We start from the raw sequence: 24090 nt of genomic DNA on the forward strand, positions 1-24090 counted from the left end.
TCCAGACCGTGCCGCTTATAATAATCTGCGGTGATAGAAATGACAATCTCATTTATCCGTACGGTCCTGTTGTATGCAGTGGTTATCCTGGCGGTCCGTCTGATGGGGAAAAGACAGATCAGCGAGCTTCAGACCAGCGAACTGGTGGTGACGCTGCTGATCTCGGATATTGCTTCCATTCCGATGCAGGATTCCGGGCAGCCGCTCGCCAGCGGATTGATCCCGATCGCCGCTTTGGTCATGTTTGAGATTGTGCTTTCCGTTCTGATGCTGAAAAGCACGAAATTCCGCAAGCTGATCTGCGGAAGACCGATCATCGTCATCAACAACGGCGTGGTTCAGCAGAACGAGATGAAACGTCTCCGGATGACGACGGAGGACCTGAGCGAACAGCTGAGGCAGAAAAACGTATTCAGCATCCAGGATGTGGCATATGCGATTGTCGAGACCAACGGCAAGATGAGCGTGATCAAAAAGCCGGACAAGGAGCAGCCGACGGCTGGAATGCTGGCCGTTCCTCTGCCGGATACCGGAATTGAAACCGTTGTCATCAGCGACGGTGTGATTTCCGATTTTTCCCTGCAGCTCTGCGGAAAAAGCGCAGACTGGCTGCAGGGTGTCTTGAATGGGCAGCACCTTCAGGCCGGTGAAATCTTTCTTATGACCGCCAATACAAAGGGCGATTTTTTCATTGTGAAGAGGGAGGCGCCGAAATGAAAAGAATCTGGATCTCGCTGGCAATTTTCGTCGTGCTGACCGGCGTCTGCATTCTGGGAACATGGTACACGAACCGAATCAGCACGCAGATGATCCAAGTTGTCACGCAGGCGAAGGACGCGGAGCAGCGCGGGGAAACCGAAACGGCCGTTCTGCTGAGCCGCAAAGCGGTGGATGACTGGAACTCCCTGCACTCGGTTCTCTGTACCTATATGCCGCATTCCAAGCTTGAGGCGATCGGCCAGACGCTGGCCGGGCTGCCGATGCTTTGCAGGTACGGCGGAACGGAACAATTCCTTGCTGACTGTGACCGCAGCATTGAGCAGATCTCTTATTTGAATGAGGCGGAAGTACCTAGCCTGGAAAATATCTTTTGAAAAAAATCCGCCCGAAAGGGCGGAAAAATACATATTTTGACTTTCAGGAACGTTTAGGCGTTATTTCTGCTGCAAACCGGGCATAGTTTTGTTCGGAACAAAAGTTTTCAGCCCACAGTTCCCGGCTTGCCTTCCGCATTTTTTGGCGCTTTTCGCTGGGCATATGGTACAGAAGCTCAATTTTTTCCGCGAGTTCGTTCGGGCCGAAATCACAGGGAAGCAGGTAGCCGGTCTCTTCCGGCGTCACGATTTCCGCCGTTCCGCCGACATCCGTCGCGATGACGGGAATGCCGAAAGACGCGGCTTCCATGATGCTGACGGGAAGCCCTTCAGAACTGCTGGTGTTGATAAAACAGTCCACCGGATTTTCTCTGTAAAACTCCATTAGACGGGGATTGCTGATTTCGCCGGGCAGGCTGCATTCCATGAACGAGAGATTTTCTTTTGCATAATCGCGAAGGGAATCCAGCCCGTCTCCGGCGCCGAAATGCGTCCATTTCAGCCTCAGGCCGCTGTCCTTTAACAGTGCCAGCGAATGGGCCAGCAAATCGACCCGTTTGACCGGGGAGATATGGCAGCAGCTGACGAGATGAAATACCCCGCTTTCCCTGTCCGGAGAGAGCCCCCGGTCCTGCGTGCCGAGGTAAGCCGTCCGGATTTTTCCGGCGAACCGGGGATGATATTTGATCAGATAGTTACCGCCGTCGAGAGAACAGGGGTACACTTTGTCCAGATTTTGCAGCAGATATTCCCGCATCGGAAGAAACCCGGCGGGATTTTGGTCCGCGTACAGGTCGTAACGGTGCGCGCGGCTGACGGCACGGCTGTTTTTCAGGGCAAACTCCCGCTTCAGGTTTGCCGCCGCCAGGGCCGTATCGTAAAACCAGTAGCTGTAAAAGGTCACGCCGTCGTATGCTTCGAGCCCGGCGGCGGAAAGAATGTTCCGGCAGCATTTAAAGATCTGCCCTGATTTTGCAAGAAAGTAGGAACAAAAAAGCTTTCTGCGGAATGATAGTCCGGCCTGTTCGCGGTCGGAGCCCGCTACGAACGCCGGAAGCGGCTTAAGGGCAGAGAAAGCGAGACGCGGCAGTACGGCCCGGCGGATGCGGGGCGCGGACAGAGAATGGACTTCTACATGATCCGGCACCGGCCGGGTCTGTTCGGCCCCATCGGAGACCGATGTTGCAATCAGAATGACGCGGCGAAAAGTTTTGGCAAGCAGGGGTACTTCGTTTTCAATAAATTCTTCGCCGGAATCAAACGGGTATTTTTTTGTCAGCAGAACAAGGCAGTCATTCATATCCAATTCTCCCTGTTTGTTTTGTGGATTCATCATACAGAATAGCATACTGAACTTCTTATTTCAACTGCGGAATCCGGGGAGAGCGGGCGCTTGCTTGTGTTTTTAACATCACAATGCTATAATAATGCAGCAATTTAGTCATATAATTCCAAACTAAGGCTGCATTTTCGAACTGCGGCGCGAATGGGAGCGGCGGGAGGAGAGTTCGATTGCGGCCTGGTATCGGTATAATGAAATCAGGGCAACAGGAAGACGAGGGATAAGACTGTGCCAAAAATCAGTGTGATCGTTCCAATCTACAATGTTGAAAAATATCTGGAGCGCTGTGTCAGCAGCATCCTGAACCAGACCTTTTCAGATTTTGAAGTGCTTTTAATTAACGATGCTTCCACTGATCGTTCGCTGGAGATCGCCCGGCGTTTTTCCGGGGACGGCCGCGTGCGAGTGCTGGACAAGTCCCACAGCGGGCTGGGGAATACCAGAAATTACGGCGTGGAACACGCGGGCGGTGATTACCTTCTCTTTGTCGATTCCGACGACTGGATCGACGAAAACATGCTGAAGAATCTTTACGCGGCCGCCGTGGAATATCAGGCGGACCTTGTCCTGTTCAACTATGTCCGTGAGAATCTTCAGGAGGGGGAACAGCGCATTTGCAAGCTGCCCGTCAATTATCCGGAGCTGGGCGAAGAGATCCGGGAGCTTCTGATTGCGGAGCTGGTCGGGCCGGACCGGGAGGACAGCGCCTGGAGGCAGGTGGAAATGCTCGGCTGCGCATGGCGCCGCATGTATCTGCGCAGCTGGTATCTGGAAAATGGGATCCGGTTCGGCGACGAGCGCGAAATCATGCTGGAGGACATGCCGGCGGCCATAGCGGCGCACTGCTCGGCCCGGCGTCTGCTGGTCGTGGGCGGGGCCTACTATCACTACCGGTACAACCCGGATTCGCTCAGCACGCGGTACCGCCCGCGCAAGATGGAAATGCTGACCCGCTGCTATTCGGCCGTGCGGACAATTCTGACGGAGCGGGGTCTTTACGAGCGCTATGCCAAGCGCCACCTCGCCTGGTTCCTCCGATTTGCGGTGCACTCATCGCTTGTCAATTGCTTTTCCCCGAACAACCCGGCCGGCTTTTTCAAACGGTATCGGGAGGTCCGCTCCATTTTAAAGAATCCTTATGCGAAGGAAGCCGTCCGCTCCGATTATCTGAAAAACGGAAACCGCGCGGACCGGGTCATCCGGCGCGTCGTCCGGCTGCGGTCCGCTCTTCTTGCTTATCTTTTTTACAGCATTTATTCCCGTGTTTTGATGAGGGATGTCAGGAAGAAATGAATTTTGGGAGTATTGTCATGCCTGAACGGAAAAAAATCCTGTTTCTGAACTACAGCCTCCACAGCGGCGGCATTGAAAAGAGCCTGGTCACCATTCTGTCGCTGTTCGATTACGAACGCTATGATGTGGACCTGCAGCTTTTTGCGAACGAAGGGCTGTTTTTCAGCCGCGTGCCGGAACAGGTCCGCGTTTTGCCCCCGCTGTTCCCGAAGGAATACCGGTTCAATATCCGCGCTGCTTTTCCGGCGCTTTTCCTGCACGGGCGCCCTCTGCTGGCTGTTTGCAGGCTGCTTGTCAGTATCGCCGGATTTCGCGGGACCATGGGAGAGCGGCTGTCCAGAATGTGGAAGGTCGAGCGTCATTTTGTTCGTCCGGCCCGGGGACACTATGACGCCGTCGTTGCGTTTATGGAAGGGCAGCCGCTTTATTATGCGGTTGAAAAAGTAAACGCGGGGGTCAAAATCGGATTTATCCACGGGGATTACAACGCGATGGGACTGCGCCGTGATTTCGACCGCCCGTATCTTTCCAAGCTGGACGCGCTGTGCACGGTTTCGGAATCCTGCAAAACGGCGCTGGAAACCACGTTTCCGGACCAGTCTTCAAAATTCCATGTGATCTACAATATCATTTCTTCGGCTTTTCTGCGTTCCATGGCGGAAAAGGAAACGGGGTTTGACGACGGATACTCCGGGATTCGGGTGTTGTCGATCGCCCGGCTTTCACACCAGAAAGGTCTGGATCTCGCCATGCCGGCCGTCGTCGCCCTGAATCGAAAGGGCCTTCCCGTTCGCTGGTATATCATCGGCGTCGGCCCGGAGGAGGAGAGCCTGAAACGGCAGGCGTCGGAATTGGGGGCGGGGGACAGCGTCATGTTTCTCGGGGAACGGGGCAACCCCTACCCCTATGTCAGGGAATGCGACATCTACATGCAGCCGTCCCGCTTTGAAGGAAAATCCATTGCGGTCGACGAAGCGATGGTGCTCTGCCGCCCGATTCTTCTGACCAGTTTTTCGACCGCGTCCGATCAGATCACGTCCGGGGAAGACGGGCTGATCGTTTCCATGACGACCGAGGGGGTGGAACGGGGATTGGAAAGACTGGCGCGCAGCGTGGAACTGCGGGAGAAATACGTGCAGGCGCTTTCCCGCAGGGATTTGACCAATGAAAATGAAATCGACAAGCTCTACGGCCTGATCGAGAATCGGAGAGGCCGGGAATTATAAAAGGGACTGCCCCGTTTTCCCGGGGCAGTCCCTTCTGGAGTATTCTATTAAAATCCGGATACCCGCATTTTTTTCTTGTTTTCCTTTTCTTCTGTTTTCTTTTGAAGTTCTGCTTTTTGGTCGGCTTCTTTTGCCGCCTTCCAGTCGGCCCGCTCTTTGCCTTCGCTGTTTTCCCAGATTTCCTTTGAAACCGGCGCCCATGCTTTTGCGGCTTCCACACATTTTTCAGTCAGGTGATCCACGTCTTCAGGGTGGACAAGGTCCGTTGAAACAGCTCCTGATTTTTTCACGATCTGAGAGAGCCTTCCGGGGTTGTCAAGCAGCGGGCACGGACGAAGCTGGTTGTGGTTGAACGGTTGGTTCCTCCGGTACTGCATGAACAGCGGGGAGCGGTATGCTTCCAGCAATGTCTTCTCGTGAATGTTGCTGTCCGCGTAGTGAATAAAAGCACAGGGCTCGATGTCGCCGTTCGCGTTGATGTGGAGGTATTGGCGTCCGCCGGCGATGCACCCGTTCACGTATTCTCCGTCGTTCCAGAAATCCATGGTGAACAGCGGCTTTGTCGCCCGGAATTTGCGGATCTGGTCATACATGAATTTGCGCTGTTCCGCCGTTGCCATCAAGTCCGGCTGGGCGTCGACGCCGACCGGCATGTAAGTGAACAGCCAGGCAAATTTGCAGCCTAAATCGATCAGGTGATCAATGTATTCTTCACTGCCGATGGTTTCCGCATTCTTGCTTGTGTAGCACAGGGAGGCGCCGAACGGAAGTTTCTTTTTCCTCAGCAGCTGCATCGCGCGAATCACCGCCTCGTAAGTTCCGGTTCCGCGCCGGGAGTCCGTTTCCTCCTCGTAGCCCTCGATGCTGATGGCGGGGACGAAATTCTTCACGCGCAGCATATCGTCCGCAAATTTCTCGTCGATCAGCGTTCCGTTCGTGAATGCCAGAAACTCGCAGTCGTTGTGTGTTTCACACAGTTTTATGATATCATCTTTCCGCACGAGGGGTTCTCCGCCCGAGAAGATGTACATGTAGGTGCCGAGTTCCTTGCCCTGGCGGACAATATCGTCCAGCGTTTCAAAGCTCATGTTCATCCGGTTGCCGTATTCCGCCGCCCAGCATCCGATGCAGTGCAGGTTGCAGGCGGAGGTCGGGTCCATTAAAATGGCCCAGGGGATGTTGCAGTCGTATTTTTCCACGAGCTTGTTTTTCCTTTGGCTGCCGAGGATCGCGGAGTTAATCAGAAAATTTTCAAATGTTTTTCTCCGAACGCTGTCATCGATGTCGGTATAAAGGCTGGAAATCAGTCGGTTCCAGTTATTTTCAGGGTCCTTCATAAATCCGTCGACCATATCATAAGCGTTCTGGTATAGATTGTCTCTGTCGAATTTTCTCAGCCAGCCGATCAGTTTCGGCACATTTTCTTCTGGATTGTTGTCCAGATAATTCAGGACCTTTTTCAATCCGTAAGACTCCAGCCTTTCGTTCACAGTACCCATAAACATCTGCTCCCTTTCCTGAAATAATCGGCCATCAAAGCTAAAATTCCAATGCCAGAATAACATGATTTGGCAGGAATGTAATTATACAGTTTTGTGACAAAGTACAAAATTTATACAAATGAGAAAAAATGTAATCGTAATATAGTTCTCCTCCGTACAGGCGGATTTATACATTGTAATTTTTTTACTTGATAACATTTTCCAAAATAAATGATTCATACTATTTGCGAAGAAGGCTTTCTATATAGTATACAGCCGGCGCAAAGTGCCGCAGGAAGTTGACACTTCCGGCTGCTTACGGTATAATTCAGGCAATTTCACCCAATTAAACAATATGACGGCGGAGGCGTTTTCATGCTTTTAACGGAATTAATCCGGGATTTGGACTGCACCTGTTCCGGACGGACGGAGATTGAGATAACGGATGTGGTTTATGATTCGAGGAAGGTGACGGAGGGAAGCCTGTTTATCTGTCTGTGCGGGTCTTCAGTCGACAGCCACCAGTTCGCGGGCGCGGCAGTCCAGTCCGGCGCGGCGGCGGTTGTTGCCCAGCGCCCGGTGGAGGCCGGCGGCGCGAGCGTCGTTCTGGTGAAGGACACCCGCCGGGCGATGGCGCTGATTTCCGCGGCGTGGTTCGGGTACCCCGCGAGGGAAATGACCATGGTGGGCATCACGGGGACCAAGGGCAAGACCACCGTTTCCTACATGGTGCGTTCCATTCTCGAAGACGCCGGGATCAAAACGGGGGTGATCGGCACGATCGGCACGGTGATCGGGGACCGGGTGATCAAGACGGAAAACACCACGCCGGAATCCTTTGAGATTCAGTCCTATCTGCGCCAGATGGCGGACGAGGGATGCAAAGCCGCCGTGATGGAGGCGTCCTCCATCGGCCTGCGGGACCACCGTGTTTCCGGAATCACATTCGACTACGGGATTTTCACGAATTTTTCCCCGGATCACATCGGCGGCAATGAGCACAGGGACGTGCGGGAATATATGTCCTGCAAACGCCTGCTGTTCCGGATGTGCAAAACCGGCGTCATCAATAGGGACGATGAAAACTGGCACGGGATTGTGGAAGGCCATACCTGCGAACTGGAAACCTATGGCTTTTCGCCGGATGCGGAGCTTCAGGCCCGGAATGAAGAGCTGGTTTCCCGTCCCGGCTTTCTCGGAGTGAGGTTCGACCTTTCCGGGAGGCTCGATCTTTCAGGGGTGGAGGTCGGCGTCCCCGGGCGCTTCAGCGTATATAACGCCCTGGCGGCGGTGGCTGTCTGCCTCCATTTTCCCGTGACGGAGCGGAATATCAGAGAGGGCCTCGAAAAAGTCAAGGTCCGTGGAAGGGTGGAACCGGTCGAAGTTCCGGGCGGCTATACGCTTCTGATCGATTACGCTCACAACGCGCTCGCAATGAGAAATATTCTTGAGACTCTTCGGGAATATAAGCCCAACCGGCTGATTTGCATGTTCGGCGCCGGGGGAAACCGCGCGCGTTCCCGCCGGTTTGAGATGGGGGAGGAAAGCGGGAGGGTCTCCGACCTCTCCGTGCTGACGGCGGACAATTCCCGCGACGAGGATGTGATGGACATCATCGCCGACATCCGCACGGGGATCGACAGAACGGGTGGGAAATATGTCGTGATACCGGATCGGAAACAGGCAATTAAATACTGCATGGAAAATGCGCGCGACGGGGATATCGTTGTCCTCGCCGGAAAGGGACATGAAGATTATCAGGAGATCAAGGGCGTAAAGTATCATCTGGATGAGCGCGAGGTCATTTCGGACATTTTGGCTGGAAAGCTGTAAGGGGGATCGCTGTAATGAAAATGACAGTTTCGGAAATCGTTTCCGCCTGCGGCGGCCGGCTGCTTTGCGGCGACCCGGGGACCGAGGTGACCTCGGTGTCTACAGACAGCCGCAATATCGCTCCCGGCGCGCTGTTTGTCCCGATCCGGGGCGAGCGGGTGAACGCCCATGAATTCATTCCGGCGGTGCTGCGGGCGGGCGCTGCGGCCGTCCTGACCCAGGAGCATCAGGCCGCGCGGGGACCCGGAGCGTGGATCGCGGCCGGGGATACGAGGGATGCCCTGCAGCGCATCGCGGCTGAGTACCGGAAACGTTTTTCGCTTCCTGTGGTCGGCATCACGGGAAGCGTGGGCAAGACATCCACAAAGGAAATGGTTGCGCTGGCTCTTTCGGCGAAGATGGACGTTATGAAGACCAGCGGAAACAACAACAGCCAGGTTGGAGTGCCCCTGACGATCTTCCGCCTGTCTGAAACATATGACGCTGCGGTGGTGGAAATGGGGATGAGCGAATTCGGCGAAATGAGCCGCATCGCGCAAGTCGCCGCGCCGGATTACGCGGTGATGACGAACATCGGCGTTTCGCATATTCAGCAGCTCGGCAGCCGTCAGAATATCCTTGCGGAGAAGCTGCATATCACCGACTGCTTTCATCAGGGCTCGGTCCTCTTCCTGAATGGGGACGACGCCATGCTCCATGAGCTTGCCGGCACGCTGCCGTTTGAAACCGTTCTGTTCGGCACCGGGACGGACTGCGCTTTCCGGGCGGAGCGGGTGGAAAGCGCAGGGGAATCGACCCGGTTTTTCTATCTCGCGCCGAATGGAGAAAGGGGAGAGGCCGTCATTCCCATCATCGGCGCGCACCATGTTCTAAACGCCCTGGCGGGACTCGCCGTCGCGCAGCGGCTGGGTGTTCCGCTTTCCGCCGCCGCCGCCGCTCTTTCAGGCTATCAGGCGCCCGCCATGAGGCAGCAGATCCGCCGCACGGGAAACGGCGTCACCGTGATTGACGACAGCTATAACTCCAGTCCGGACGCGGCCAAAAGCAGCCTCGGCGTCCTCAAATCCTTCCGGGGCGGAAAACGGGTGGCCGTGCTGGCGGATATGCTGGAACTGGGGAATTATTCCTCCGAGGCTCATGCCGATGTCGGCGCTTTTGCCGCCAATTCCGAAGTCGATCTTCTGATCACCGTCGGGACACGCGCCGGCGCGATGGCGGGGGGAGCGCGCTCTGTCCGACCCGATATGGACTGCCGCGTCTGCGAGAATAATCGGCAGGCTTGTGAAATACTGAAATCCCTGCTGAAACCGGGCGACGCGGTTCTGGTGAAGGGCTCCCGCTCCATGCATACGGAAGAAATCGTTTCGTTTTTGCTGTATTAGCTGAAATACTTGACAAAGATTTCTCCGATATTCTTGTAAAAATTCTACAAAATTCTTCCTGAATATCCTTTTTTAGTTGCATCTGTTACCGTTATGTGATATTATGTTACTAAGTTGTAACAGTTGGTAACAAATCGTAATTGGATTGGAAGGATGTTTCGTGGGATTCAGACGTGCAATGGCTTTGGCCGCCGTATTTGTGACCGGTTTTATTTTGTGTGGAACCCTTGCGTTTCAGGCGGTCCCCGCGGCGGCGGCGGAAACAAAAACGGGCGTCGGCCTTTCGGAACATGCTCTGATGGCTTATCGGGACGGCTGGAAATATCAGTACGGAAATTATGGCCAATATACGAACGGCGTGCGGTCCACCGACTGTTCCGGCCTGGTCAAGTCGTATCTTTGGTGGCGAGGGAATGACTGCGATCCGGAGCCGAATCTGGTCTCCGTCGCGGGAAGCTCCCAGTCAATGCTCTCATCGGCAAAGGTGAAGGGGACCATTCGTTTGTCGGATTCTTCCACACTCCCCCGGATTCATGGCCTGATCCTCTACAGTCCGGGCCATGTCGGAATTTACGTTGGAGGAAATAAATCGGTGGACAACCGTTGCACCGGCGAGAATGTCAAATATGGCGACGTCATCGGCGGCAATTATCACTGGACAACGTGGTTCAAGCTTCCGCAGGTCAGTTACCCTGAGAATGGTTTTGTGACCTTTGATGGAAATCAGTATTATTATGAAAACGGCCAGTATGTCGTTGACACGTCGCGGACGATTGACGGAGTTACATATACCTTTGATCATAATGGCGTGATGTCTTCTTCCAATTAATGCAACGGGCATGAACAAAGCATTCAGGGGACAGTGAAAACTGTCCCCTGAATGCTTTGTGTCCATTGATGGGATCCCAGCCGGTTCGCCTTGGACCCACTGCCTTGAGAAAGAAGGAAAAGTACTTTACAGCTCAATTTCTATCTCGTATGTTTTTAACCAGTAGTTAATCTGCAGCAGATAGGCCATCATTTGCGGCCCCGCCATCAGCTGCCCGAACCAGGGTCTTCCGTAATCGGACTTTTCAGCAAGCATCCGCTCTACGGCCGCTGGATTTACCAGCGTGTTGAGGGGCTCCTCCCTGTCTTTCATGACGAGGTCCAGCCTGCGGCGAAGAATGCGCTCATAGGCCGGATTATGCGTTTTGGGGTAAGGGCTTTTCCGGCGCATCCGCACGTCCTCCGGCAGCCAGGGGCGGGCGGCGTCCCGCAGCAGTCCCTTGACGACCCCGTCCGGGCATTTGTAACTCCAGGGAGCGTTGAACACATATTCCACAATCCGGTGGTCCGCGTAGGGAACGCGGACTTCCAGGCCGCTTGCCATGCTCATCCGGTCTTTGCGGTCCAGGAGGGTGCTCATAAACCACTTGATATTCAGATAGGAGATTTCCCTGCGCCGCGCTTCCTGCGGGCTTTCGTTCTCCAGTTTGGGCACTTCCGCGATGGATTCCTCATAGCGCTGGTTGACATAGGCCTCCAGATCGAGCGCGTCGTTGATTTCCGGCTTGAACAGGTCCGTCCGTACGGAGAGATCGGGGGACCAGGGGAAACAGTGTCCCTCGAATGCTTCCTTTTTGTGGAACCACGGGTAGCCGCCGAAAATCTCATCGGCGCATTCCCCACTGACCGCCACGACATGTTCCTTTTTAATCAGTCTGCAAAAATGAAGGAGGGAGGAGTCCACGTCTGCCATGCCCGGCATGTCTTTTGCGTCGACGGCGTCATAAAGCTTGTCGGCCTGGCTTAAATTGTCGCATTTCAGGACGGTGTGGTCCGTCCCGCAGTACTCCGCCATTTTTGCCGCCCAGGGGTCGTCGGCATCCGGCTGGAAGGCGGAAGGCTTGAAATACCGGTCGTTTCCCGTAAATTCAAAGGAGTAGGTGGAAAGGATCTGCCCTGACTCGCGGTATCTGCGCGCGGCGATCGATGTGATCACGCTGGAGTCCAGACCGCCGGAGAGAAACGTGCACAGCGGCACGTCGGAAACGAGCTGCCGGGTTACCGCATCCTCGACCAAATAGCGGACGTGGCTTACAGTGTCTTCGTAACTGTCGGGATGCTCATAGCTTTGCAGCTGGAAATATGGATTTGTGGAAAATCCGTCCCTGTCATAGATCGCCGAATATCCGGGCTTGATCTCAAAGATATCCTTGAAAATGCCGGTGCCCGCCGTGCGCGCGGGGCCGATGCCAAGAATCTCGCAGAGCCCCTGACGGTCCAGGACCGGATTGATCCCAGGGTATTGGAGCAGGGCCTTGACCTCCGATCCGAAGACCAGGCGGTCCCCGGAAACCGTATAGAACAGAGGCTTGACACCGAACCGGTCCCGGCAGAGAAAACAGCGGTTCCGTCTCTCGTCGTCGACGGCGAACGCAAAAATCCCGTTCAGCTTTTTGGGGCATTCCGAACCGTAATGAATATAGCATTTGAGCAGCACTTCCGTGTCGCTCGTGGTTTCGAAAACATATCCCACGGATTCCATCTCGCGGCGGAGTTCACCGCCGTTGTAAAGTTCCCCATTGTAAACGATCGTGTATCGGTAACCGCCCGAATAGGCTGTCATCGGCTGCTTGCCGCCCTCCAAATCAATGACTGCAAGCCTTTGATGGGCGAAAGCCGCGTGATTTGAAACAAATACCCCATTTTCATCGGGTCCGCGGTGCCGGAGCGTATTTCCCATGCGCCTGACAAGCTGACCTAGAAAAGGGGCCTCTTCCGTAAAATCTTCGCTGTAATTACAAAAACCTGCAATCCCACACATATGGAACCCCCTCCTTTGAAGTTACATTACCATATTATGTGAAATTGCAATTATGGTTCAAAGAAACAACCCCGCACCTGTTTGAGATGCGGGGTAAGATTTACTTTTTCTTTTTCTCCGTTTTTTCCTCAGCGCTTTTTGCAAGTTCATTCAAAATCCGTTCCGACGCTGTCCGCCGCGCGTTCGCCTCGACGGACAGCTCGATGGCCAGCCGGGTCAGATCCGCTTCGCTCTGCGATGTGGAGCGGATGCGGTCACAGACTTCTTTCATCGCGGCTGTCTGAGCGCTGCAGAACCGGTCGTATATTTCGCTTTGCGAGGCGTTCAGCAGCAGGATCTTTACCAGTAGAGAGATGTCCTGAATGGAAAGGACCTGTTTGAGCATGCAGATGACGGTCAGGATCGCCAAGTGGTCCCGGGAATACTTCTTCTGCTCCGGCCTTGGAAGAACCCCGTCCTTGACATAGTTGTTGATCATGCTGGAGGTCAAAAGATTCGTGCCCTCATCTCTTTCATACAGGCTGAGCTGTTTGTTCATATAAGTCAGCACCTGGTCCATATAAAGATAAATTTCCGGCAGCCGGTCCCATTCCACCGCCTTGGATTCTTCGATTTGTCCGACCCATTTCTGAATCCGGTCGGTAGCCTCGCTCATATCTTTTTCTCCTTTCCCACACTTTTTCCCCTGCCGAGGGCATAACGGCTCGGAGGAATTCCCATATACCGCCGGAACACCCTGGAAAAATACAGCTGATCGGAGAATCCTGTGGAATAGGCTGTCTCTCCGACCGTCAGGTCTCCCGCCGCTAAAAGTTCCGCCGCTTTTCCGACCCGGTAGCGCATCAGGTATTCGTTCGGCGGCATGGAAATATGCCGCATGAACAGGCGGTAGAGATGGCTGCGGCTGATCCCCGCGTTGGACGCGATGCTGCTGACCGTGATGTCGCCGGAATAATTGTAATCGATGAATTTAATTGCCTTTTTTACATATTCGTAACCGTTGTCCTGCGGCTGGGCGGGCTTTCCGAACCGGTCCATCAGTTCGGCGAGAAACAAAAGCAGCCCGGATTCCATGCGGGCTTCTTCGCTGGGACTTGAACCGGAAGAATTGCAGATGCCAGTCAACAGGCGTTCCAGACGGTCGTCGCCTTCATAATGGAAAACCGGCTCGCGGTCTAAAAGGCCCGTCTGTTCCATCAGGCGTTTCGCATCGCTTCCGTTGAATCCGACCCAGCAGTAGGTCCAGGGTTCCTTGCCGTCCGCGGCGTAGGAGACAAGCTGAGACGGCACAACGAGAAATCCGTCCCCCACGGACAGCCGGTGCTGTTTTCCCGAGCAGCGAAAGGTTCCGCGCCCGGAGAGAATATAGTGAATCAAATAGTGGTCGCGCACGGCGGGACCCCAGGAATGGCACGAGGCGCAGCGTTGGACACCGCAGCTGTATACCGCAAGCCCAAGGCTGTTGTGGAACGGGTCGCGAAACGAACGGCGAAATTCCTCTTCTCCCAAGCTCCCGCCCTCCCTTGGTTTTCTTCTTTATATTATAATTCCGAGCCGCCCGATATGCAATAAAAATCAGAAAATGATGAAACATAAAAAATCAAAAAATGGCGAAATACAATTGAAATCGAATACGGGATTGGTTATAATTAGATAGCGTGCTTATAAAATCATCCAATGTGTTTGTCGGAATCTTTAAATTTGGGAGTGGATATGCGAATGAATGTTCAACAGGAAGTGCAAATATCACTGACAGTTTTGATCACCGGACTTGTAGTTGTATTTTTGATGCTGATTTTCCTGACGCTGATTATTAAGGGATACGGCAATGCGGTACATTCAATCCAGTCCAGACACGATCAAAAACAGCTGCGGGACGCGCGGCCGCTCCCAGAATTTGAGCCGGTCCGGGCGGCGGAGCCAGCGGAGGGGGAATCGCCGCTGCGAATCCAGGCCGGCGGTGAGGGAATTCCGGATGAGGTGCTGGCGGTGCTCGCGGCGGCGGCTTCCAGCGCGATCCCCGGCGGGGTCGTTTCCTCTGTACGCCGCGCGGCGGCGCCGGATTTTGGCCGGTCTTCATGGAAGATCGCGGGTCTGCTGGAAAATACACGGCCGTTTTAGCCATCAAGACGGGAAAAGGGAAGGGCTGTTAAAGTGACTGTATTCAATGAATTCGTAAAATCCGTTATAAAGATATTTCAGACTTCAGGTCTGGCCGAAAACGACCCAAGAAATTACGTTATGATTGCAATTGCCGGAGTTTTAATTTATCTTGCGGTGAAAAAGCAGTTCGAACCGCTCCTGCTGCTGCCGATTGCATTTGGCATGCTGCTGGTCAATCTGTATCCGGCCATCATGGCGGCACCATCCGGTTCGGAGAACGGCGGACTGTTTTATTATCTTTACCTCGGCGTGAAGCTGGGAATTTACCCGCCGCTGATCTTTCTTGGAATCGGCGCGATGACGGATTTCGGCCCGCTGATTTCCAATCCGAAGAGTTTTCTGCTCGGCGCGGCGGCTCAGCTCGGCATATTTACAACTTTCATCGGCGCGGTCTTCCTTGGGTTCAGCACCAAACAGGCGGGTGCCATCGGGATTATCGGCGGCGCCGACGGTCCGACGGCCATTTATGTGACTTCCAAATTGGCTCCGGAGCTTCTGGGCCCCATCGCGGTGGCGGCTTATTCCTACATGGCGCTGGTCCCGATCATTCAGCCCCCGATCATGAAGGCCCTGACGACGAAAAAGGAACGCCTCGTGCGGATGGAACAGCTTCGCCCGGTTTCGAAACTGGAGAAAGTCCTGTTCCCGATCATCGTCACAGTCCTGATCTCCCTTCTGCTGCCCGATGCTGCTCCTCTGGTTGGAATGCTGATGCTCGGCAATCTGTTCCGGGAAAGCGGAGTTGTGGAACGCATCAGCAAGACTGCGCAGAATGAACTGATGAACATCATCACGATTTTCCTCGGCACTACGGTCGGCGCAACCGCTACCGGTACCCTTTTCCTTTCCTGGGGAACGATCAAGATCGTGATTCTCGGCCTGCTGGCCTTTGGTGTTGGGACGGCCGGCGGCGTGCTGTTCGGCAAATTAATGTGCCACATGAGCGGGTATAAGGTCAATCCGCTGATCGGGTCAGCGGGCGTTTCCGCGGTTCCCATGGCGGCGCGCGTCACCCAGAAAGTCGGCCAGGAAGAGGATCCCGGCAATTTCCTTCTGATGCATGCGATGGGTCCGAATGTCGCAGGCGTGATCGGCTCCGCGGTGGCGGCGGGCGTATTGCTCAGTATTTTGGGCTGAATTTTATAAATTTTAATGTTTGAAATCGCCCGCACAATGCGTGCGGGCGATTTTTTCTGCCGGCACTGTTTTCAGAACGGTGCGGTTTGCACTTTTTTGCAGAATAAGATACAATGAAAGCACACGGGCGGCAGACCCGATTTTAATTTCTGGCGGTGGAGTATATGTCTGAACGGAATGAATTAAGGAAAAGAGTCCTCGAAAAAGAATTTTCCCGGATGAATGCGAAACAAAAGGAAGCGGTTTTCGCTGTCAGCGGTCCGCTTCTGATTTTGGCGGGAGCCGGGAGCGGGAAAACAACCGTACTGGTGAACCGGATCGCCAACCTGGTCCGTTACGGCAGCGCCTATGAGTCCGCGACGGAGCCTGAACTGACCGGAGAAGAGCAGAAGGAAATTTCACTTTTTCTGGAAGGGAGAGGGGAACTGCCCCGGCAGATCATCGAAAGGCTTGCGGCTGATCCCTGCCCCCCCTGGCGCATCCTCGCCATTACGTTCACCAACAAGGCGGCGGAAGAGCTGAAGAACAGGCTGGGCGCCATGCTGGGCGAGGACGGCGGGGAAGTTTGGGCCTCCACTTTCCACTCTTCCTGCGCGCGCATGCTTCGCAGGAACGGGGAATGTCTGGGCTTTACCAGGCATTTCACCATCTATGACACCGAGGATTCCCGCAGAGTGATGAAGGACTGCCAGAAAAGACTTGGCATCGACGACAAGAAGCTTTCCTTTAAGGCGATCCTCGCGGAAATTTCCCGCGCAAAGGACAATTTGATCGGTCCCGAAGAGTATATCAGAGACGCGGGAGGGGACGAGCGGGCCGAAAAGATCGGCGCGGCCTACCGGATTTATCAGAGCTCGCTGAAAAATTCGGATGCCATGGACTTTGACGATCTGATTTTCAATACGATTTTGATGTTCCGGCAGGAACCGGAAGTTTTGGAGTACTACCAGAACCGGTTCCGCTACGTCCTGGTGGACGAGTACCAGGACACCAGCCATGCGCAGTATGTTTTCGTCAAAATGCTGGCGGAAAAAAGCCGGAACCTCTGCGTGGTGGGGGACGACGATCAGAGCATTTATCAATTCCGCGGGGCGACGATTGAAAATATCCTGAGCTTTGAAAAATCGTTTCCGCACGCAAAGGTCATCCGTCTTGAACAGAATTACCGTTCCACCAAGACGATTCTGGCCGCGGCGAACGCAGTGATCGCAAATAATGAAAACCGGAAGGGAAAGACTCTGTGGACGGAAAATCCGGCGGGACGGAAAATTCAGGTCAGGACTGCTTCCAGCGAACAGGACGAAGCCTCCTACATAGCGGACCGGATTCTGGAAGGGGTGGCCGCCGGACGAAAATTTTCGGATTTTGCCGTTCTGTACCGCATGAACACGCAATCGAATGCTCTGGAGAAAATTTTTTCCAAGTCGGGAATCCGGTACCGGATCATCGGAGGGCAGCGCTTCTACGACCGCCGGGAAATCCGGGATATGATCGCGTACCTGAATGTCATCAACAATCCGGACGACGAGGTCAGGCTTCAGCGCATTCTCAACCGGCCGAAACGGTCGATCGGGGACAAGACCATCGCGCAGACCGCGGAAATAGCCGCTCAGTTGGGGGAGAGCCTGTTTTCGGTTATCAGCCGCGCGGACGAATTCGAGCCGCTTCGGCGCGCGGCCCCAAAGCTTCTTGCTTTCGCAAAAATGATACAGGAATTGTCCGACCTGGCTTCGGACGAAACGGTCGGGCTGGGGGAGCTGTACCGGCAGCTTCTCCAAAAGACCGGATATCTTGACGCGCTGATGATTTCCGGGGAGGAAGACGCGCAGGACCGCGCCGACAACGTGCGGGAACTGTCGACCAACCTGATCAAATATGAGGAGGACAACGGAGAGGAATCGAGCCTTTCCGGATTCCTGGAGGAAGTTTCGCTGCTGACGGATATCGACAATTATGACGGCTCCTCCGATTCTGCCGTCCTGATGACCATGCATTCGGCGAAGGGATTGGAATTTCCGGTCGTTTTCCTGCCCGGCTTTGAAGAGGGGATTTTTCCCGGAATGCAGGTGCTGTACAATCCGGGGGAGATTGAAGAAGAACGCAGGCTTGCTTATGTTGCCATTACGCGGGCCAGGGAAGAGCTCTACATCCTGAATTCAGAATACAGGATGCTGTTCGGGAGCAGTCTCCACAACCTTCCGTCGCGTTTTTTAAAGGAAATCCCGGAGGATCTGACGGAGAGAAGCCGCTCCAGGGATTGGCAAAAACCGAAGCCGGGGATTGCCGTTCCGACTTCGGCAAGGGAAGCCAGGGCGGTCACTACGACTGCTGCGCGCAATTTCAGGCCGGCCTTTCAGCCGGCCCCGGCGGCGAAGCTTGTCTTCCGGGCCGGCGACGGAGTTGTTCATAAGACATTCGGGACAGGAGTGATCCTTTCCGCTTCCGCCGTGGGAAATGACACGTTGCTGGAGATTGCATTTGACAAGGCCGGGACAAAAAAGCTGATGGCGAATTTTGCCCGCCTGGAAAAATTGGAATAGGTGCTCAGGCATCCCTTCCATAAAAATCCCCGCCTGAAGGAAACATCAGACGGGGACTTTTGTTATGCGTTCTCTCCGCTCTTGCCTTTATCGCTGGAGATATCGCTGACCTTGGGCGGGAAAAAGTCTTCGGCAGGAAATTCAATGCGGCGGAACATCTCGCGCGGACTGTCGGATGTAGGCTGGCATTCCTGTTCCGGAATGCAGAATTCGTAGGATGGGATCAGCATCGGGATGTCACGGACCAGCTGAGTGATGGTAAACAGACCGATCGTCGCATAAATGGCGTGACTGCATCCAAAATCGAACTCCGCTCCGTACAGGGCGCTGATGCTTTCAGGAATTCCGCTGCACACGTCGCAGCCTTGCGGCGGGCGGTCGCAGATCTTTGCGGAGAGTCCGATCGGCTCGGAGACTCTGCAGACGGCTTTCGGGAGCACTTTGCCCGTTGTCACTTCAACGTCAGGATCTGCGCTGCAGCCGGATTCAAAGGTTTTCACATTGCCGTCGCTGCCGAACAGGATCACGCGCTTGTTTGCAAGGCATACGCCATGCAGAACATTCGGGCAGGCGGACTGAGGCAGGAATACGTCCAGGCAGACATCGAAGAAGAAGTTCAGGTCTACGGCGTAAAACCCCTGATTGAACGGAACGGGCTCCAGGTGGAGAAATACCTTGATGACTTCGGCGCTCCGGATTCGCACGTTGCATGCGTGCTCGATCAGGTCATGCTTGTCGGGAGTGAAAAAGACTCTCATATCCTCCAGGTACTCTTTTGAACTGCAGGAATCATATACCCGCGCCGCGTCAATGCAGACGGCTTCTTTGATGTTTCCTGTACTTCTGCTGTTCGGATTGCTTTGCGTATTCTGAGCTGCTACAGCCGGATCCGTATTGTTTCTATCCATAAAATCATCCTCCTAACACAAATTGGAACCTTGTATCTCTATAACATTTTATGGCGGCGATTTCATTGTGTTACAGGAATTCTTTTATGGATAATTGGATTTACAGCTGAATTAACCAAGAAATCCGCTGTTGCCCTGTTCCAGGTTTCTGACGGCGTTTTGAATGCGGCTTTTCGCCTCTTCGCCGGTGACGGAATCCTGTACGTACTGAATCACGGATTTTTGTCCCTCGTCGCCGAGAAGGGCGAAGTTTTTCATTGCGTTTTGGTGCCGCGCCAAAGACATCATCAGGCCGATCGGCATATCGGCGCCAGTTTTGTTTTCACCCATTTAAATCCCTCCTGTTTGTATTTTCTATTATTGTTGCAGGAACGGTCTGTGGCGATACGAAAATTTTTTTGTTAAAATTTGTCAGATTTCTCCTGCGAGAACTGAAAAAAGTTGCATCGGGAATCATATTTTGTTATAATAAGCCGGATCGAAATCTATGATTAAGAGTTGAAAAAAATGGCAAAAGTTACATTAATCACATACACGCCCGATCCGGATCAGCTGGTTGCCCGGGCGGCCAGGCTTTGTTATTCCTCGGCTTCCATCGAGGAGATACAGGACAGCCTGACACCGGAAAAAACGGCGTCTATGGTGGAGATGCTTGCGGGAATGGGGCATGACAGCCCCACCGAGCACGCGTCCTTCACATTCGGAATCGAAGGGGTCTCCAGGTCGTTCCTCGCGCAGATCACCAGGCACAGGATTGCATCTTACAGCGTGAAAAGCCAGCGGTATGTCAACGAAAAAAATTTTGAATTTGTCATTCCGCCTGAGATTGATGCGATTCCGAAGGCCAGGGAAGAGTTTCTTGCCGCGATGGAGGACGACCGCAGGAGGTACGAAGCAATTTCCGAGCTGCTGCTGAAAAAGCATAAAAACCGGCTGATGGAATCCGGAATGCCGGAAAAGAAAGCGAAGTCGGCGGCCCGGAAGCTGGCAAACGAGGACGCGCGATTTGTTCTCCCGAATGCCTGCGAAACAAAAATGATCTGCACGTTCGATGCGCGTTCCCTGAACCATTTCTTTTCTCTGCGCTGCTGCAACCGCGCGCAGTGGGAAATAAGGGAAGTCGCGGTTCAGATGCTCCGCCTTGCCCGGAAAGCGGCGCCGGCGCTTTTTGAAAAGGCCGGTCCGCCGTGTGTCAGGGGCGCGTGTGCGGAGGGGAAGATGTCCTGCGGCAAGGCCGGGGAAGTGCGGGAGTTTTTCGCAAATCTGGGGGAAGAATGATGAACGGCCGCCTCATAACGATCGACGGTCTGGACGGCAGCGGCAAAGCCACCCAGACGAAACTGCTTTGTAAAGAGCTGGAGCGCCGGGGAATCAGACTGCGGCGGGTTTCTTTTCCGGATTATGCCGCTGAATCGTCCGCACTGGTCAGGATGTATCTGAATGGTGAATTCGGCGGAACGCCGCAGAACGTCAATGCGTACGCTGCGTCTTCCTTTTTCGCGGTCGACCGTTTTTCCAGCTTTACCCGCGATTGGAAAGAGGAATATTTGAGCGGAACGCTCATTGTGGCGGACCGTTATACGACTTCAAATATCATTTATCAGCTCCCGAAGCTTCCCGGAAAAGAATGGAAAAGCTATATGGAATGGGTACAGGATTTTGAGTATGGGAAGCTCGGGCTTCCCAGGCCGGATCTGACCATTTATCTGGAACTTCCCCCTGAAATTTCGCAGAAGCTTTTGGACGAGCGTTACCATGGTGACGCGAAAAAGAAAGATATACATGAAAGCAATATCGAATATCTGTCGGCCTGCAGGAAAAGCGCGGATTATGCAGCTCAGCTCCTCGGCTGGAAAACAGTTGCTTGCGAAAGCGGAGGAAGCCCCAGAAAACGGGAAGAGATCCATAAGGAAATACTGAGAATCGTCTTGGAGGAATTTCATGATCAATTTTGACTTTCCTGAACTGGCGGACAGGGAATGGCTTTCCCCGGAGCTTTCCGCCAGCGGGAAATTGGGCAGCGAATGGGCCTTTGGCACGCTGTTTATCTGGAAGAATACTTACTATTCTAAAGTCTGCCGTGTTCAGGACGGTACGCTGTTCTGTTTCAGCGGCCCGCTGCACACCTACAATATGCCCCTGTGTGAGAAGGACCGGTTTGCGGATCTGATGGAAATGATGATCGCCGACGCGGCCGAAAGAGGACATCCCTTTCAGCTTTGGGGGGCAACCCGGGAGCAAACAGAAGAACTGGAACGGCTGTTTCCCGGCCGGTTCCGGTTTGAAATGGATCGGAACGGTTCCGACTATATTTATCGATCGGAGGATCTGATCCGCTTGTCTGGGAGAAAATTCCATGGCAAACGGAATCACATCGCCCAGTTTGACCGAAAATACAGTTGGAGCTACGAGGACCTTACCCGTGAAAACAGGGAGGACTGCCGTTCTGTGGCAAAACAGTGGTGCGAGGCGCATGGCGGCTGCCGTGATAAAAACGGGTTCGCAAGCGAACCTTGCGCGATCAGCCGTGCGTTGAACTACTTTGACGAGCTTCACCTTACCGGCGGTCTAATTCGGGTGGAGGGAAAACCTGCCGCCTTTACGATCGGGGAAGAAATCAATCCGAAGATTTACCTTCTTCACTTCGAAAAAGCGCTGGACGGATATGACGGCCTTTACGCCGTCATCAACCATGAGTATGCCGCGAGGCACCTGGAAGGCTATGAACTGATTAACCGGGAAGAGGACATGGGAATTGAAGGCTTGAGAAAAGCGAAGCTTTCCTATCATCCGGTGATTCTGCTGGACAGATATCGGGTGACTCTTGCGGATGAAAACGGGGATGCGGAAAAATGATCGGACCGGCCGGATGGGATATGCGCTCGGAACTCATCGGACTCTGGCAAATCTGTTTTCATGAGCCCAGGCGGTATCCGAACTATTTTATGAATAACTGCTTCCGCCCGGAGGACTGTCTGGTCTACCGGATATCCGGGCAGATTGCCGCCGCGGTCTATCTGCTTCCCGCCCGCATTGCGCCGGACGGTGTGCAGGCGCACTATATTTTCGCGGCGGGAACCCTTCCATCCTTTCGCTCCCGCGGATTCATGGCCTCGCTTTTGGCTTACGCGGCTTTGTACGGTGCAAATCGGGGCGACAGATATTCCGTTGTCCTTCCGGCCAGCCAGCCGCTTTATTCATTTTATGAACGTTGCGGGTATTTTGACTATTATAAAATCCGGTCCGTACCCGTCGTGCGGGCCCGCTTGGAGCAGCTGGCTTCCCAGCTTTCCCCCGGCAGAGTCCTTGCGTGTTCTTCCGAGCTGAACAGGCTCCGCAATTCGGTCCTTTCACGGCGAAAGGGATCCGTTCTGTGGAGCGACGAGCGGTTCCATTTCACAATGGGGTTCGGTTCGACTTATGGAGACGAACTGGTCTGTTCCGGATCGGAAGGGCGCCGATCTTACGCGATTTGCAGAAGGACCGATGGAAAAGCCTGCTCCGTGCGGGAAGCAATCGCTGTTCCGGGCGGTTTTCCAGGACTTGCCGCGGCGATTTTAGAACGTTTTCCGGCCGAGACTTATGAATTTCGTCTTCCGCCGGGCGGCGGGCTCTTTTCAGGGGAAGGGGCGGAGGAACGCTGCGGAATGCTTCGGCCCATCGGCGGAACCAAGTTGGAAGAACCCGTCGTTTCGGCCCCTTATCTGGGGCTTGCACTGGATTGACAATATGGTTAGGGAGGAAGAGTACCCATGATTTATTTGTTCCTTGCACAAGGATTTGAAGAAACGGAAGCGATTGTTCCATTGGATCTGCTGCGCCGTGCCGGCGCCGAGGTAAAGACCGTCGGGGTCGGCGGTAAGAGGATCACCGGTTCTCATGGAATCGAAGTGGCCGCGGACTTGGAGGACGGGGAGATTGACCTGCAGAATATGGAAATGGTGATTCTTCCGGGCGGGATGCCCGGAACGCGTAATCTGGAAAATTCGCCGATGGTAAGAGCCAGTGTCAGCTACTGCGCCCGGAACGGAAAAAAGATCGCCGCCATCTGTGCGGCTCCATCCATCCTGGGGCATATGGATCTGCTCTCCGGCCACAGCGCCGTTTGCTTTCCAGGGTATGAAAAGGACTTGACCGGAGCCGAAGTGAAAATGGACCCCGTTTGCGTCAGCGGTGATTTGATCACTGCGCGCGGCGCGGGAGTCGCGGTTCTCTTCGGCTTGAAACTGGTGGAGGTGCTTTTCGGAAAACAGAAGTCGGACGAAATCAAAGAAAAGGTTCAGTGTGTGTGAAGAATATTAAAGAAGTAAAGAAAAATCTGCGCGCGCAGTACAGGCAATACCGGGAGCGGATGAATCCGGTAAAAAAGTCACAGCATGATGCGGCCATTCTCAGCCGGTTCCTTTCTCTCAGGGAATATGAGAATGCGCGGACAGTTTTTACTTATGTCAGCAAGCCGATCGAAGTTGATACCACCGGGCTGATCCGTTCCGTCATCGATTCCGGAAGGAAGGTCGCGGTCCCGCTCTGTTTCCCCGAAACATGCGGAATGAAATTTTATGAGATCCATTCTTTGGAGGAACTGACCGCCGGAGCCTATGGAGTCATGGAGCCTGTGCCGGAAAACAGCGGGCCGGCGGTGGAACCCTCCGGGAACAGCATCTGCATTGTTCCCGGTTTCAGTTTCGATTCCCAGGGGTACCGCCTTGGGTACGGCAAAGGATATTACGACCGGTTTCTGTCGGAATTTAAAGGGATGACCGTCGGCCTTTGCTATGCCGGCTGCGTGAAGCTGGACCTTCCGCACGGATATTACGACAGACCGGTCGACATTCTCATAACAGAAAAATACGTTCGAAGGATGGCAGAAAAAAGGATCTGA

Annotated in this window: 23 protein-coding genes; 16 read left to right on the forward strand and 7 right to left on the reverse strand. The window is 54.1% G+C overall.

Going from position 1 to position 24090, the window contains the following annotated elements:
* Positions 1–39 precede the first annotated feature (39 nt).
* Together VA597_RS08100 and VA597_RS08105 are read left to right on the forward strand one after the other, a co-directional pair.
* A complete protein-coding gene (locus tag VA597_RS08100) occupies positions 40–717 on the forward strand; it encodes a DUF421 domain-containing protein (RefSeq protein WP_128742257.1) in 678 nt (225 codons plus the stop codon).
* Entirely contained in the window at positions 714–1094 is a 381-nt protein-coding gene (locus tag VA597_RS08105) for a DUF4363 family protein (RefSeq protein WP_128742258.1), read from the forward strand. Before VA597_RS08100 ends, VA597_RS08105 begins: the two co-directional genes overlap by 4 nt.
* Before the next feature lie 43 nt (positions 1095–1137).
* Here VA597_RS08105 and VA597_RS08110 read toward each other — a convergent pair whose 3' ends face one another.
* Positions 1138–2394: a glycosyltransferase gene (locus tag VA597_RS08110; RefSeq protein WP_128742259.1), complete on the reverse strand. Its 1257-nt coding sequence runs from the start codon at positions 2392–2394 to the stop codon at positions 1138–1140.
* 270 nt (positions 2395–2664) lie between these two features.
* Here VA597_RS08110 and VA597_RS08115 point away from each other — a divergent pair, with 270 nt between their 5' ends.
* A complete protein-coding gene (locus VA597_RS08115; RefSeq protein ID WP_128742260.1) occupies positions 2665–3729 on the forward strand; it encodes a glycosyltransferase family 2 protein in 1065 nt (354 codons plus the stop codon).
* A gap of 17 nt (positions 3730–3746) precedes the next feature.
* The gene (locus VA597_RS08120; RefSeq protein ID WP_164918995.1) at positions 3747–4955 is read left to right on the forward strand and encodes a glycosyltransferase; all 1209 of its coding nucleotides are present in this window, start codon (positions 3747–3749) and stop codon (positions 4953–4955) included.
* A 47-nt stretch (positions 4956–5002) separates the two neighbouring features.
* Here the strand turns inward: VA597_RS08120 and VA597_RS08125 are convergent, their stop codons facing one another.
* Positions 5003–6454, reverse strand: coding sequence for a radical SAM protein (locus VA597_RS08125; RefSeq protein WP_442861481.1), 1452 nt, complete (start codon positions 6452–6454; stop codon positions 5003–5005).
* A gap of 357 nt (positions 6455–6811) precedes the next feature.
* Here VA597_RS08125 and VA597_RS08130 point away from each other — a divergent pair, with 357 nt between their 5' ends.
* The 3 genes from VA597_RS08130 (at position 6812) to VA597_RS08140 (ending at position 10480) form a co-directional block, all read left to right on the forward strand.
* Positions 6812–8269, forward strand: coding sequence for a UDP-N-acetylmuramoyl-L-alanyl-D-glutamate--2,6-diaminopimelate ligase (locus tag VA597_RS08130; RefSeq protein WP_326975631.1), 1458 nt, complete (start codon positions 6812–6814; stop codon positions 8267–8269).
* Positions 8270–8283: 14 nt separating this feature from the next.
* Positions 8284–9651, forward strand: a complete 1368-nt coding sequence (locus VA597_RS08135) for a UDP-N-acetylmuramoyl-tripeptide--D-alanyl-D-alanine ligase (protein ID WP_128742264.1) — start codon at positions 8284–8286, stop codon at positions 9649–9651.
* Between the two features lie 160 nt (positions 9652–9811).
* Positions 9812–10480 carry a hypothetical protein gene (locus VA597_RS08140; protein WP_128742265.1) on the forward strand — a complete coding sequence of 223 codons (669 nt, stop codon included), beginning with the start codon at positions 9812–9814 and terminating at the stop codon, positions 10478–10480.
* Positions 10481–10606: 126 nt separating this feature from the next.
* Here the strand turns inward: VA597_RS08140 and asnB are convergent, their stop codons facing one another.
* The 3 genes from asnB to VA597_RS08155 all read right to left on the reverse strand — a co-directional run bounded on the left by asnB (position 10607) and on the right by VA597_RS08155 (position 13969).
* Positions 10607–12460, reverse strand: coding sequence for an asparagine synthase (glutamine-hydrolyzing) (asnB, locus tag VA597_RS08145; RefSeq protein WP_326975632.1), 1854 nt, complete (start codon positions 12458–12460; stop codon positions 10607–10609).
* Between the two features lie 100 nt (positions 12461–12560).
* Positions 12561–13115: a DUF1836 domain-containing protein gene (locus tag VA597_RS08150; RefSeq protein ID WP_128742296.1), complete on the reverse strand. Its 555-nt coding sequence runs from the start codon at positions 13113–13115 to the stop codon at positions 12561–12563.
* A complete protein-coding gene (locus VA597_RS08155; protein WP_128742297.1) occupies positions 13112–13969 on the reverse strand; it encodes an AraC family transcriptional regulator in 858 nt (285 codons plus the stop codon). Before VA597_RS08155 ends, VA597_RS08150 begins: the two co-directional genes overlap by 4 nt.
* Positions 13970–14179: 210 nt before the next feature.
* On the opposite strand from VA597_RS08155, the gene VA597_RS08160 reads away from it, so the two are divergent.
* The 3 genes from VA597_RS08160 to VA597_RS08170 all read left to right on the forward strand — a co-directional run bounded on the left by VA597_RS08160 (position 14180) and on the right by VA597_RS08170 (position 18300).
* Entirely contained in the window at positions 14180–14581 is a 402-nt protein-coding gene (locus tag VA597_RS08160; protein ID WP_164918999.1) for an OadG family protein, read from the forward strand.
* Positions 14582–14614: 33 nt separating this feature from the next.
* Entirely contained in the window at positions 14615–15760 is a 1146-nt protein-coding gene (locus tag VA597_RS08165; protein ID WP_205703213.1) for a sodium ion-translocating decarboxylase subunit beta, read from the forward strand.
* 218 nt (positions 15761–15978) lie between these two features.
* A complete protein-coding gene (locus VA597_RS08170; protein WP_243112694.1) occupies positions 15979–18300 on the forward strand; it encodes an ATP-dependent helicase in 2322 nt (773 codons plus the stop codon).
* Positions 18301–18362: 62 nt separating this feature from the next.
* Here the strand turns inward: VA597_RS08170 and VA597_RS08175 are convergent, their stop codons facing one another.
* Both VA597_RS08175 and VA597_RS08180 read right to left on the reverse strand, forming a co-directional pair.
* Positions 18363–19208: a hypothetical protein gene (locus VA597_RS08175; protein ID WP_243112696.1), complete on the reverse strand. Its 846-nt coding sequence runs from the start codon at positions 19206–19208 to the stop codon at positions 18363–18365.
* 111 nt (positions 19209–19319) lie between these two features.
* Positions 19320–19538 (reverse strand): YdeI/OmpD-associated family protein, encoded by a 219-nt coding sequence (locus VA597_RS08180; protein WP_128742301.1) that lies wholly within the window; start codon positions 19536–19538, stop codon positions 19320–19322.
* A gap of 177 nt (positions 19539–19715) precedes the next feature.
* Here VA597_RS08180 and thyX point away from each other — a divergent pair, with 177 nt between their 5' ends.
* Genes thyX through VA597_RS08210 form a run of 6 tightly spaced genes read left to right on the forward strand, consistent with a single transcriptional unit; the run spans position 19716 to position 24090 of the window.
* The gene (thyX, locus tag VA597_RS08185; protein ID WP_128742302.1) at positions 19716–20486 is read left to right on the forward strand and encodes an FAD-dependent thymidylate synthase; all 771 of its coding nucleotides are present in this window, start codon (positions 19716–19718) and stop codon (positions 20484–20486) included.
* Positions 20483–21163: a dTMP kinase gene (locus VA597_RS08190; protein WP_326975633.1), complete on the forward strand. Its 681-nt coding sequence runs from the start codon at positions 20483–20485 to the stop codon at positions 21161–21163. The genes thyX and VA597_RS08190 overlap by 4 nt, the downstream gene beginning before the upstream one ends.
* Positions 21150–22064, forward strand: coding sequence for a DUF2156 domain-containing protein (locus VA597_RS08195; RefSeq protein ID WP_128742303.1), 915 nt, complete (start codon positions 21150–21152; stop codon positions 22062–22064). Before VA597_RS08190 ends, VA597_RS08195 begins: the two co-directional genes overlap by 14 nt.
* Positions 22061–22933 carry a GNAT family N-acetyltransferase gene (locus tag VA597_RS08200; RefSeq protein ID WP_128742304.1) on the forward strand — a complete coding sequence of 291 codons (873 nt, stop codon included), beginning with the start codon at positions 22061–22063 and terminating at the stop codon, positions 22931–22933. The genes VA597_RS08195 and VA597_RS08200 overlap by 4 nt, the downstream gene beginning before the upstream one ends.
* Before the next feature lie 27 nt (positions 22934–22960).
* Positions 22961–23500: a DJ-1 family glyoxalase III gene (locus VA597_RS08205; RefSeq protein ID WP_128742305.1), complete on the forward strand. Its 540-nt coding sequence runs from the start codon at positions 22961–22963 to the stop codon at positions 23498–23500.
* Positions 23497–24090: a 5-formyltetrahydrofolate cyclo-ligase gene (locus VA597_RS08210; protein WP_243112698.1), complete on the forward strand. Its 594-nt coding sequence runs from the start codon at positions 23497–23499 to the stop codon at positions 24088–24090. Before VA597_RS08205 ends, VA597_RS08210 begins: the two co-directional genes overlap by 4 nt.

It is taken from the genome of Caproicibacter sp. BJN0012 (assembly GCF_035986805.1).
Taxonomy (GTDB): Bacteria; Bacillota; Clostridia; order Oscillospirales; family Acutalibacteraceae; genus Caproicibacter.